The following is a 12,208-nucleotide window of genomic DNA, read 5'->3' as shown; positions in this document are numbered from 1 at the left end:
CCAAGCCTACACGATGGTTGGGGCAGCGACGCAAGCGGGTTCAACTGGCTTTGTTCGGCTGCCAGTCGGCGGGGGCGTCCACGTTGATGTTGTAGTCGCGCAGCGCGGTGAGCATCAGGCTCATTTCGGTGCCGCCCGAGCGAGCCAGGGCCAGCAGGTGCTGGGCCACGGCGGCGTCCCCTTGGGCGCGGCCCGAGAGTTCGGCGAAGTTCTGCACCTGCCAAACCAGATTGCGGCGAGCGCGACGGGCGTCGTCTTGCTGGGCGGTGTCGTCGGTGAGTACTTCGCGCAGATGCAGGCCCAGCGAGCGGGCGAGCGGACTGGAACTCCATTCGAGCACCTTGCCCAGCTTGAGGCAGTCCGCCTTCACCGCGGCGTCTTTACTGCCTTCCTCGCACAATCGTGCGGTGGCCTGCAGGCCGGGCTGGGGCTGCGTTTCGGCCAGACCGAACACCATCATGACCTGCATGCTGGCCGCGCCGTTGGCTGCCAGCGGGCTCATGGCCGCCGCGGGCGGGGGCAGCAGGGTGACGGTGGTGGCCAGTGCCTTGAGGCTGGCGCCGGTGTAGTCGTCATAAAGCTTGGCGGCGGCAGCCTTGGCCAGGTCGTCGCGTGCGGCGTCCTGCTTGTTGTCGCGCAGGTCCTGGCCGATCTTGAGCAGCCATACCGCGGCGTTGTCCGGGGCCTGCTTCACCAGCGTGTTCATGGCATCCACGTTGGGGCAACTGTCGGCCTTGGCGTCGCAGTCGCTCAGTCGTACCCAGTTGATTTCCGGGCCGGCGCCCTCGGCCTGCGATGCGCGGACAATCAGCGCGTGAAAGCTGTTGAACTCGGGCAGGTCGTTGAGCGGGCGGGCCAACAGGGCGCCGCCGAGCAGGGGCAGGGGCGCCGCCTGGGGTGCGATGACACTGACCAGATCCTTCTGGAAGGCCAGCAGGGCCTGGCGTCGCGCAGCGGTTTGCTTATCGACCGCGGGCGCCTTGGCCGGGGCCTTGGCGGCCATGACCGGAGCCGCGAGAGTTGCCAAGACCAGGCCGATTGTTAGCAAGCGCCGTCCACGCATGGAAATTCCTTGTGACATCGAAGCGGCCAGCATACCGCTCTAGCATTAAGCTCGCCTGATCCTAGGGAAGGGGCGCGCCGGGATATGACCCCCTGGCTTGTTAGCATGGCTGCTTAGCGACGCCCCGGGATGAACTGTCATCCCGCGCAGCACAGGAGACAGGTAGTGAATGAGCTTTCCATCTTGGCCGACGGCCGGGCGACCCCGTGGTTCGTGGGCTGGGGCACGCTGGCGCTGATCAACGCGGGGTTGGCCCAGGGCAAGAATCGCAGTGGCCTGTGGTGGTTCCTGCTGTCGCTGGTGTTCGGCCCCTTGGCCACGCTGGTGCTGGTACTGCTGCCCAAGGCTCGCCAGACCCTGTTCTGAAAACGACGAGGCCCGCCACCGTCGCCGGTAGCGGGCCTCGTTGGAGCGGACGGGTTTACTCGCCCAGCGCTTCGCGCATGAATTCCGGCTGGGCCAGCGCCGCCTTGTGCATGTCGGCGTTGTAGTAGCGGGTGGGGAAGTTCTTGCTCAGCGCGCCGCGCTCGCGGAAGCCGGCCAGGTCGCCGCCCTTGCGCACCATGGTGCAGCTCCACCAGCCGGTGGGGTAGCACGGCTGCGGGAACGGCAGCGTCTTCACCGCGCTGAAACCGGCGGTGCGCATGGCCGAACGCATGGACTTGATCAGCTCCATGTGCGCCAGCGGCGACTCGGACTGCTGCACCAGGATGCCGCCGTGGCGCAGGGCCTTGTAGCAGCTGGCGTAGAAGGCGGCATTGAAGAGACCTTCGGCCGGGCCGACCGGATCGGTCGAGTCCACGATGATCAGGTCCAGCGACTCCGGCTCCGCCTCGGCCATGTACTTGATGCCGTCGATGAACAGCAGCTCGGCGCGCGGGTCGTTGTTGGATTCGCACAGCTCCGGGAAATACTGCTCGGCCAGGCGGGTGACGCGCTCGTCGATCTCCACCTGCACGGCGTGCTCCACTTCCTCGTGCTTGAGCACTTCACGCAGCGTGCCGCAGTCGCCGCCGCCGATGATCACCACGCGCTTGGCGCGCGCATGGGTGAACAGCGCCGGGTGGGTCATCATTTCGTGATAGAGGAAGTTGTCGCGGCTGGTGAGCATCACGCAGCCGTCGATCACCATGAGGTTGCCCCAGTCGGTGGTCTGGTAGATCTCGATCGTCTGGAACGGGGTTTTCTCGGCATGCAGCAGCTTCTCCACGCGATAACCGATGGAGGAGCCGGAGGCCTGATGGGCTTCGGTGAACCAGGTGGGGTGCTGCGACATGGGTTGATCCTGCAAACGATGGGGTCAAAGAACGCCAATTGTAGCCGAACTGGCGCCGATATCCGTCGAACCGGCTGGAACGGCGGTGGGCACATTGTCACAAGACGCCGTTACAATAGCCGTCCGGACTGCCGCGCGATGTCGCCGCAGGCCGTCAGGTCTGTCCGGCCCCGCGGCGTGCGAGGCTTCCGGCCGGCTGACTTTGCTTTCGTCAAGGCTCCGCCGCTGCGACGACATGTTCAGGGTGTTGCACGCCCGTTTCATTCCAAGGAACCCTCCATGTCGAAGCACTGGAACATTGACGCTGCCCGCCATACCTACGCCGTACCGCACTGGGGCGACGGTTATGTGGACATCAACGACGCCGGCCACATCGTGATGCGCCCCAAGGGCGCCACCGGCCCGGCGCTGTCGCTGCCGGCCATCGTGGACCGCGCCCGCGCCGAAGGCTTGCGCCTGCCGCTGCTCGTGCGCTTTCCCGACATTCTTGCCGATCGTCTCAAGCGCCTGCAGGACGCCTTCGCCAAGGCCATCGGCGAGTGGAGCTACGCGGGCGGCTATACCGCCGTTTATCCGATCAAGGTGAACCAGCAACGCGGCGTGGCCGGCGAGCTGGTGGCCGCCGGCGAACACGGTTTTGGCCTGGAAGCCGGCTCCAAGCCCGAGTTGATGGCGGTGCTGGCCATGGCCCGCCCCGGCAGCATCGTGATCTGCAACGGCTATAAGGACCGCGAATACATCCGCCTGGCGCTCATCGGCCTCAAGCTGGGCTTGCGCGTGCACATCGTGATCGAGAAGCTCTCCGAGCTCGATCACGTGTTTACCGAAGCCAAGGCGCTGGATGTGGAGCCGCTGCTGGGCGTGCGCGTGCGCCTGGCTTCCATCGGCGCGGGCAAGTGGCAGAACACCGGCGGCGACAAGGGCAAGTTCGGTCTTTCGCCCAGCCAGGTGCTCACCCTGGTGGAGCGTCTGGAGCAGGCGGGCCTCAAGCACACGCTCAAGCTGCAGCACTTCCACATGGGTTCGCAGATCTCCAACGTGCGCGACATCGCCAACGGCATGCGCGAAGCCACGCGCTATTTCGTGGAGCTCAAGCGCATGGGCGTGCCGCTGGACATCGTGGACGTGGGCGGTGGCCTGGGCGTGGACTACGAAGGCTCGCGCTCGCGCAGCCACAACTCGATCAACTACTCCATCGAGCAGTACGCGGCCACCATCGTGCAGTCGCTGGCCGAGGCGGTGGCGGAAGAAAACCTGCCCGCGCCGCACATCATCACCGAAGCCGGCCGCGCCATGACCGCGCACCACGCCGTAATGGTGGTGAACGTGACCGAAGTGGAGCCGGTGCCCCCCGGCCAGATTCCCCCGGCCCACGACCACGAGCCAGCCGTGCTGCGTCGCCTGCGCGAAACCTGGGCCGAACTGGACGTGCGCCCCGCGCTGGAACTGTTCCACGAAGCCCAGCACCACCTGGCCGAAGGCCAGGCGCTGTACGCGCTGGGCCAGCTCAACCTGGAAGACCGCGCGCACCTGGACGACATGTACTACGCCATCGCCAATGCCGTGCGCACGCGCTTGCTGCCGGCAGAGCGGTCGCATCGCCAGGCGATGGACGAGCTGGACGAGAAGCTGGTGGACAAGTACTTCGTCAACTTCTCGGTGTTCGAATCGGTGCCCGACATCTGGGCCATCGACCAGATCTTCCCGATTGCGCCGATTGCCCGCCTGGATGAAGAGCCCACCCGTCGCGGCGTCATCGTGGACCTCACCTGCGATTCCGACGGCCGCATCGACGACTACGTCGATGCCGAAGGCGTGGACGTGAGCCTGCCGCTGCACGCGCTCAAGGACGAGGAAAGCTATCGCCTGGGCATTTTCATGGTCGGCGCGTACCAGGAAACCCTGGGCGACATCCACAACCTGTTCGGCGACACCGACGCGGTGAACGTGCGCGTGGATGGCGATTCGTACGTGTTCGCGCATAAGCGCCGTGGCGACACCACCGACCTGATGCTCGATTACGTGGGCTACGACCTGGAGGCACTGCGCCGCAGCTACCGCGAGCGCATCGCAGCGGCGGGCGTACAGGGCGAGCCGGCCGAAGCGCTGTTTGTCACCTTGAATGAAGGTTTGACGGGATATACCTACCTTTCCGAAGGTGTGCGTTAACACGGCGAATGCCTTGCGCCTCCTGCGCGTCGATTCTGATGCGGCGGGAATGACCAACCAGGCGGGCCACGGTTGAATTGTCCATTCGTCGCATGGCCGCACACCGCAAGCTATGACAGCCTTTGTCGTCAAAGACGGCACAGGCGACAAGCTGACACCGTTTCTGCTTTCCCCGTTCCCCATCGATAGGAGTGGTTATGGCAAGTCTCGACGGCAAGGTGGCACTCATCACAGGCGCAGCCAGCGGCCTGGGCAAAGCGATCGCAGAGCTGTACGCCAAGAACGGCGCTGCGGTGGCGATTGCCGATATCAATCAGCAGGCGGCCGATGCGACCGCGGCCGAGATTAACGCGGCCGGCGGCAAGGCGATCGGCATCGCCATGGATGTGACCGACGAAAACGCGGTCAACGCCGGCACCGACAAGGTCGTCGCGGCTTTCGGTCACCTGGACATCCTCATCTCCAACGCGGGCGTGCAGATCATCAACCCGATCGATCAGTTCGCCTTCGCCGACTGGAAGAAGATGCTCGCCATCCACCTGGACGGCGGCTTCCTCACCACCAAGGCCGCGCTCAAGCACATGTACAAGGATGATCGCGGCGGCATCGTGATCTACATGGGCTCGGTGCATTCGCACGAAGCCTCCAAGCTCAAGTCCGCCTACGTGGCCGCCAAGCATGGCCTGCTGGGCCTGGCGCGCACGCTGGCGAAAGAGGGCGCCGCCCACAACGTGCGCTCGCACGTGATCTGCCCGGGCTTCGTGCGCACGCCGCTGGTGGAAAAGCAGATCCCCGAGCAGGCCAAGGAGCTGGGCATCAGCGAGGCCGAGGTGATCAAGAACGTCATGCTCAAGGACACCGTGGACGGTGTGTTCACCACGGTGGAGGACATCGCGCAAACCGCGCTCTACCTCGCCACCTTCCCTTCCGCGGCGCTCACGGGCCAGTCCATCGTGGTCAGCCACGGCTGGTACATGCAGTAAGCCGCCATGGATATCGCCAAGCACGTTCCCTCCATGGCGGAGCTGGCCGAGGCGGTAAAGCGTGACTACCGCACCGTCGCCCTGGTTTTACAGGGCGGCGGCGCGCTGGGCGCGTACCAGGCCGGTGTGTATCAAAGTCTGGACGAGGCCGGCATCCATCCCCATTGGGTAGCCGGCATCTCCATCGGCGCGTTGAACGCCGCGATCATCGCCGGCAATCCGCCCAAGCATCGGGTGGAACGCTTGCGCGAGTTCTGGCAGACCATCTGCCGCCCGCCGCTGTTGCCGTTGTGGCCCACGCTGCCGCTCGATCCGGGCGCGTGGGAGCTGCCCTGGCAGAACGGCCTGAGTGGCTGGGCCGCGTGGCGCGCGCTCACCGAAGGGCAGCCGGGTTTCTTCACGCCGCGCCCGTTTCCGCTGCTGCCGTGGCGCGCCTCGCCCACCACGGCGAGCTGGTACGACACCTCGCCCTTGCGCAGCACGCTGGAGCGGCTGGTGGATTTCGACCGCATCAACCACAAGACCGCCATGCGCGTCTCCGTGGGCGCGGTGAACATTCGCACCGGCAACTTCGCGTACTTCGACAACACCGAAGGCCCGCTGCGGGTGGAGCATTTCATGGCGTCCGGCTCGCTGCCGCCGGGCTTTCCCGCCACCGAGATCGACGGCGAGTTCTACTGGGATGGCGGCATGGTTTCCAACACGCCGCTGTACAAAGTGCTGTCCGATGCCAACTGTCGCGACTCGCTCATCTTCCAGGTGGATCTATGGAGCGCGCGCGGCGAGGTGCCGCGCGATCTTGCCGAGGTGACCTCGCGCGCCAAGGACATCCAGTACTCCAGCCGCACCCGCCTCATCACCGAGTACATGAGCCTGCGCCAGCGCCAGCAACGCCTGCTGCAAGACGTGATGGCCCTGGTGCCGGAAGATCAACGCCAGCAGCCGGCCTATCGCCAGGCGGAAATCCACGCGGGCGGCGCGCTGGTGAATCTGTTCCACCTCATCTACCGCAACAAGCCGTACGAAGGGCACTACAAGGATTACGAGTTCAGTCTGGCCAGCATGCACCAGCACTGGAACAGTGGCATGGAGGACGTACAGTGCACGCTGGCGGAGCCGCAGTGGTTCGCGCGGCCCAGCGCCGAGCACCCCTTCGTGACGCACGACATTCATTGTGAAGACTGAACCACCAGGAAAACTCATGAGTCTCAAGGCAGCATTTATCGGACTCGGCGCCATGGGCACGCCGATGGCCGGCCATCTGAAAGCCCACGGCCTGCTCCACGCGGTGAGCAGCCGCACGCAGGCGAACGCCGATGCCGTCGCCCAGCAGTTGGGCGTGGTCGCGCCGTCGCTGGCGGATATCGCCGCGCAATGCGACGTGATCGCGCTATGCGTCACCGCCGACGCCGATGTGCTCGGGCTGGTCGATGCGCTGGTGCCGCACATCAAGCCCGGCACCATCGTGGTGGATCACTCCACTGTCGCGCCGGATACAGCCAAGCAGGCCGCGGCGCGTCTTGCCGCCGTGGGCGCGCACTTCCTCGACGCCCCGGTATCCGGCGGCGTGGAAGGTGCAAAGAACGGCAAGCTGTCGGTGATGGTGGGCGGCGATGCCGCCGTGCTCGACCATGCACGCCCAGTGCTGGAAGCCTATGCGCTGCGCATCACCCATCTGGGTGACGTGGGCGCCGGCCAGGCCACCAAGGCCGTAAACCAGGTGCTGGTGGCGGGCATTGCCCAGGGCGTGTGCGAAGGGCTCGCGCTGGCCGAAGCCCTGGGGCTGGACCCGGAGCGCTTGCTGCCCACGCTGGGCGCGGGTGCGGCCGGCAACTGGTTCCTGGAAAAGCGCGGCGCCACCATGCTGCGCAACGAGTTCAGCGTGGGCTTCAAGCTGGGCCTGCTGCACAAGGATCTGGGCATCGTGCGTCGCATTGCCGAAAACGCCGGCACCAACCGCAGCGTCATCGAGCGCTCGCTCGCCGACTACGCCGAACTGATGAGCCAGGGTTATGGTGACGACGACATCTCGGGATTGATCCGCCTCAAGCGCAAGAGCTAAGAAGGGCCTGAACAAGTCGCTGCTCGTTATTCCTGCGATCGCAGGAATCCAGCGACTTGAAGCCGTCGTGCGCATCCGGCATCTGCGCGTCGCGGCCGCAACGGCTTCATGAGATGCAATTCTGAGTACAGCGATACTCGTTGATCCAAGCAAAGGCCGCACTTCTATGTGCGGCCTTTGTCATTCTCAGCCGTACATAGCGAAGACCTACAGAAGAAGACGATAAAGGCGCTGACACAAATAGGCCTCATGACCAGCACTCCGCCGATCACGCCGGCGCCCCATCCGCAATAATTTGCGATTTACCTGTTCGCAACGTGTTCTTCCCGTCATCGACGCTGCACCCAGCGTGGTTCGATTTGCGAAGGCATGGCGACGATCGCATGGAGAGTGCCGAGTGAATCGTATTTTTCGACTTGTCTGGAACAAAGTGACGTCGACCTGGGTGGTCGCGTCAGAACTTGCCAAGAGCCATGGCCGCGTGGCGTTGGTGTCTTCGCCGGTAATCGCTGTGGCGTTGGCTTCCAGCCCATCCACGGCTTGGGCTGCGGACTATACGACTACGGTATTTGTACGAGGCGGCCAAAATGCGGTTCTGAGTGGCGACTCCGTCACGACAAGTCGCGACGGCGAACTGGCAATTAAAGTTCTGGACCCTGGTTCAAAATTATTAGGGCAGAACTTGGTGTTGACGACGTCGGGTGTGTGGGCGGCGGGAGTCGATGTCACCGGTGGTGGATATGCACAACTGGCGGGAGGGAGTGTTTCAACGGAAGGCTCCCGATCTTCGGGCTTATCAGCACATTCTTTTGGATCGCAGCTGGTAGCGAACGATCTGCTGATCAAGTCTCAAGGCCTGCAGGCATACGCCATAGTCGTTGAAGACGGCGGGGCAATTACGATGAATCAGGGCCGCGTGCAGGCTTACGGCGATCGCTCGGTTGGCCTTTGGGCCAACGGTTTAGGCGATGGCGAAGGCAACGGGTCGGCAATTCTGAGAGCGAACAACACTGCCGTTGAAATGTATGGACAGAGTTCCTATGGAGCGAGCGTCTACTATGGTGCGCGAATCGATCTTCTAGGTGGTTCGGTGATCACCCATGGATCCTACAGTGACGGGTTGAGAGCGTTTGGTGATGGATCACATATCTCCGCAACTGGCATAGCTGTTCGCACTGTGGGGTGGAATTCTTCAGGAGTGTTTTCCCTGTCGGGTACTTCCGAAATCGATTTGCTCGCAAGCTCAATAACGACTTTGGGTGATGCTTCGCGTGGCCTTTTGGCTACAAGTGAAGGCTCGAAAGTGGTCGCGCGCAACACGTCGATCACCACCTTTGGCGCATCGTCTCATGCTATTGAAGCGGCGTATGGCAGCGCCATATCGATAATTGGCGGAGAGGTGGTCACGCATGAGCGGTCTGACGGATTGCGCGCCTTGGGCATGGGGTCGAGCGTTTCGGCCGAAGCCATAAGCATTACGACAAATGGCAGTTCCTCAAACGGTGTGCAAGCCATTGGAGAAGGTGCCAGTGTGTGGTTAAGAGACAGCGCTATCGAGACCCTTAACCATAATTCAAAAGGCCTCTACGCAAACGCCCGAGGTACCAGTGTCCATGCAGACCACGTGTCTGTGGTTACGAACGGCCTCTACTCGGCAGGGGCGCAAGCTGATATCGGTGGTGAAGTTCGTTTGAGCGACGTTTCAATAAGAACGAACGGCGTTCATTCTAGAGCGATGTTTGCCATTGGCGAGCTCGCCCAAATAGTCGCCCACGATGTCTCTGCCGAGACGACCGCAGATGAAAGTTCCGCTGTTCTTGCGGTGGGGTCGGCAAGGATTGATCTCTTTGGGGGAAATGTTGCCACCAATGGAGGCGGATCTATTGGCCTGGACGCGAGTGATGCGATGAGTCTCATTGCTGCGGAGGGAACCAAGATACAAACGCGTGGTGGTTACGACAAAGGCGGCAACGCATCGTGGGGTGTGAACGCGGAGAAGGGACGGATCGTCCTGTATGACGGCGCTAGCGTGGCTACGTTTGGAGGCGAGGCTCATGGTCTTGTCGCGAGCCTTGGCGGCAATGTCAGCACCTTTTATGCATCGGCAAGTACATCTGGAGACGGGGCATTTGGCGCCTTTGCTCGGAATGCAGGGAGGGTTCTCCTCAATGAGGGAAGCACTATCCAGACGACTGGCGTGGGGTCTCACGGTTTAGTGGGCGTGGATGACTCGTTCGTCTTGGCAATGGGAGCGGCCGTTAAGACCAGTGGCGAAGGATCGGATGGCCTCGTTCTAAGGAATAGCAGTGCCTCAATCAGGGACACAGATATCGTCGGGTCCCGTTATGGCATTGCATTTGGTCCCTACTCAACCTCGTCGCGCGAGATCAATAGTTTCAGCATGTATGGCGGTTCCGTAACGTCGATCGAAGATGCCGCGATTCACGTTGATGCTGGCGTTAACCGGCTCTATATAGGCGGCGGGGCGAAGATCACAGGTGGCAACGGTGTACTTCTTGATAACGTCATCATGACGCGAGCGTCCGAAGGGGAGGATCCAGAGCCTGCCGTCATCGATCCGTACGCCGCGCTGGTCAGTTTAGAAGCCTATGGCAATGTCTCTTTGTTAGGTGACGCGCGCTCTGTATATCCGGGGCATGTGGATATTGGTCTCACCAATGACTCTGAATGGACGGGTGCGGCGCAGAATCTCGGTAGCGTTTCCATTGACTCAAGTAGCGTGTGGAATGTAACCGGCGACTCCGATATCGCGAACTCCGGAGGCGATCTAAGGGGTGAGCGATCGCGACTGGACCTGCAGGGGCATGTGGTGTTTACAGAGCCTTACCCGGTGGAGAGGCCCCGAGCGCTGTATGTTCGTGGCGATTTGGTCAGCCACGGAGGAGTGATCGCGCTCAATGCCTTGCTGAGTGGACCTCGAGATGCGATGTGGAGTGACCAGGTGCTGGTCGATGGCAATGTAGAGGGCACCACTGCGCTCGTTGTCGTGCCCGTGCCTTGGTTTACTCACCAGGCAGGGAATGCGGTCGCAGATGCGTCGTCGGACTACAGTGTGTCCTTGGCGCAAGTAGCAGGACGCGCGGATGCTTCGTCATTTGTTCTACAGGGCGGTTATCTAGCGGCAGGAGCATGGCGCTACGAGCTGGTGGCCTATCAGCCTGGCGCGAGTAGCCAAGAAAACCGCGCAGTTGTGGGAGGTTACGATGGCTATTGGGACTACCGCCTGCAGCCTGTTGCCTTGTTGCCGGAAGGACCTTCTTTTCCACCCGGACCAGTGCCTCCCCCGGACGTGGAGAACCCTGGTTCTCCTGAGCCAGCACCGACGCCCAAACCAACACCAACGCCAACGCCAACGCCAACGCCAACGCCAACGCCAGAGAATCCCGAGCCTGAGGAAGTGACGCCGCCCGCACCCATACGCAACGTCGTGGTACCGCAGGTGCCGTCGTACTTGAGTGTATCGACGGCGTTGTTGTCGTATGGCTTGCGTAGCGTGGCGAGCCTTCACGATCGCCTTGGTGAAGTCCACGGCGACCATGCAGGCGATCCTTCGGTGGCCGATGAATTCTTCGCGCGCACGTTTGGTGGTAACTACCAATACCACAGCGATCGGAGCGTTGCGGATCTGGGGTTTGGCTTTGAGCAGAAGGATCGCGGCATCCAGCTCGGTGGCACCTGGCTGCGTAAGGATAGCGATAACGCAACCTGGCGCCTGGGGCTTTACGCTGGCACGGGTACGTCCCGCATTGCACCGCGGGCTATCGATGGCGCCAGCGCGATGCGCGTACGTGCGGGTACCGGTGCGCTCACGGGCACGTACGTGCATGCGACAGGTTTCTACATGGACGGTACCGTGGCGCGCAGCTATTACGACACGCGTGTGGAAACGCCGTATCGCGGTAGCGAAATGGCGCGTATGAAGACGCATGGGTGGACCTATGCGCTGGAAAGTGGCTATCCGATCCAGCTTGCCAACGGTTTGCGCATCGAGCCGCAGGCGCAGGTGGTCTATCAGTCGCTGCGAAGCGATAGCTTCAGCGACGCGGATCACCTCACCGTTTCCCCTGGGCATACGGGCGCATGGCTGGGCCGCGTTGGCGTAATGATGGGCAAAACCTTTACGACCGCGGCGAACCAGCATTGGTCGCCGTGGGTGCGGGTGAACTACCTGGGTAGCGCCGATTCCCGCAGTCGCGTGACCCTGAGCAGCTATGGCATCAGCGACAGCTTTGCCACGGGCACGTGGGGACAAGCCTGGCAGGTTGGGGCGGGTGTGACCGGTTCGCTCACGTCTACAGTCTCGGTGTTCGGCCAAGCCGATTACCAAGGTCGCGCGGGCAATTCGGGCCAGCAGGGCTGGAGCGCGAACCTGGGCTTGCGTTGGCAGTTCTGATCCGAAGGCCGGAGCGTGGCTTGGCCTCGCACGCTCCGGAAAGCCTGGAACGACCGGGATGGTCGCGTCATTCCAGGCGCCGATCTCGTTGAATATCGATTGCCATCAACAGAAGGGCCGTGTCTTTCGACACGTGTAATGACCCAGCAGTTCCTGCGCAGGTCAGGCCGCTAAAGCATAAGCCTCAGCGGGTGTCTTCATCCCCAGCGCTTGGTGCGGACGCCGGTGGTTGTAGAACGCG

General features: G+C 62.7%; 8 protein-coding genes. 6 read left to right on the top strand and 2 right to left on the bottom strand.

Annotated features, from left to right (window positions below):
• Positions 1-40 precede the first annotated feature (40 nt).
• Positions 41-1,003, bottom strand: coding sequence for a hypothetical protein (locus tag AC3G2C_RS19525; protein ID WP_488386296.1), 963 nt, complete (start codon positions 1,001-1,003; stop codon positions 41-43).
• A gap of 225 nt (positions 1,004-1,228) precedes the next feature.
• Here AC3G2C_RS19525 and AC3G2C_RS19520 point away from each other — a divergent pair, with 225 nt between their 5' ends.
• Positions 1,229-1,429 carry an antitermination protein NusB gene (locus AC3G2C_RS19520; RefSeq protein ID WP_488386295.1) on the top strand — a complete coding sequence of 67 codons (201 nt, stop codon included), beginning with the start codon at positions 1,229-1,231 and terminating at the stop codon, positions 1,427-1,429.
• A 55-nt stretch (positions 1,430-1,484) separates the two neighbouring features.
• On the opposite strand, the gene speE is transcribed toward AC3G2C_RS19520, so the two are convergent.
• A complete protein-coding gene (speE, locus tag AC3G2C_RS19515) occupies positions 1,485-2,339 on the bottom strand; it encodes a polyamine aminopropyltransferase (protein ID WP_488386294.1) in 855 nt (284 codons plus the stop codon).
• A 279-nt stretch (positions 2,340-2,618) separates the two neighbouring features.
• Between speE and speA the strand changes: the two genes are divergently transcribed.
• The 5 genes from speA to AC3G2C_RS19490 all read left to right on the top strand — a co-directional run bounded on the left by speA (position 2,619) and on the right by AC3G2C_RS19490 (position 11,967).
• Positions 2,619-4,508 (top strand): biosynthetic arginine decarboxylase, encoded by a 1,890-nt coding sequence (gene speA, locus AC3G2C_RS19510; RefSeq protein ID WP_488386293.1) that lies wholly within the window; start codon positions 2,619-2,621, stop codon positions 4,506-4,508.
• 197 nt (positions 4,509-4,705) lie between these two features.
• On the top strand, positions 4,706-5,491 hold the full coding sequence (locus AC3G2C_RS19505; protein ID WP_488386292.1) for a 3-hydroxybutyrate dehydrogenase: 786 nt from the start codon (positions 4,706-4,708) through the stop codon (positions 5,489-5,491).
• Between the two features lie 6 nt (positions 5,492-5,497).
• Positions 5,498-6,676 (top strand): DUF3734 domain-containing protein, encoded by a 1,179-nt coding sequence (locus AC3G2C_RS19500; RefSeq protein ID WP_488386291.1) that lies wholly within the window; start codon positions 5,498-5,500, stop codon positions 6,674-6,676.
• 16 nt (positions 6,677-6,692) lie between these two features.
• A complete protein-coding gene (locus AC3G2C_RS19495; protein ID WP_488386290.1) occupies positions 6,693-7,553 on the top strand; it encodes an NAD(P)-dependent oxidoreductase in 861 nt (286 codons plus the stop codon).
• 397 nt (positions 7,554-7,950) lie between these two features.
• Complete coding sequence (locus AC3G2C_RS19490; protein ID WP_488386289.1) at positions 7,951-11,967, top strand: autotransporter outer membrane beta-barrel domain-containing protein; 4,017 nt, start codon at positions 7,951-7,953, stop codon at positions 11,965-11,967.
• Positions 11,968-12,208 lie beyond the last annotated feature (241 nt).

It is taken from the genome of Frateuria sp. sgz306004 (assembly GCF_057750885.1).
Note: the sequence above shows the minus strand (reverse complement) of the source record. Positions and strands in the feature narration are given on the sequence as shown.

Excerpts from the sequence above, each read along its gene's own strand:
- AC3G2C_RS19525 (WP_488386296.1), bottom strand. The coding sequence starts at position 1,003 with ATGGCCGCCAAGGCCCCGGCCAAGGCGCCCGCGGTCGATAAGCAAACC.
- speE (WP_488386294.1), bottom strand. The coding sequence starts at position 2,339 with ATGTCGCAGCACCCCACCTGGTTCACCGAAGCCCATCAGGCCTCCGGC.
- speA (WP_488386293.1), top strand. The coding sequence starts at position 2,619 with ATGTCGAAGCACTGGAACATTGACGCTGCCCGCCATACCTACGCCGTA.
- AC3G2C_RS19505 (WP_488386292.1), top strand. The coding sequence starts at position 4,706 with ATGGCAAGTCTCGACGGCAAGGTGGCACTCATCACAGGCGCAGCCAGC.
- AC3G2C_RS19500 (WP_488386291.1), top strand. The coding sequence starts at position 5,498 with ATGGATATCGCCAAGCACGTTCCCTCCATGGCGGAGCTGGCCGAGGCG.
- AC3G2C_RS19495 (WP_488386290.1), top strand. The coding sequence starts at position 6,693 with ATGAGTCTCAAGGCAGCATTTATCGGACTCGGCGCCATGGGCACGCCG.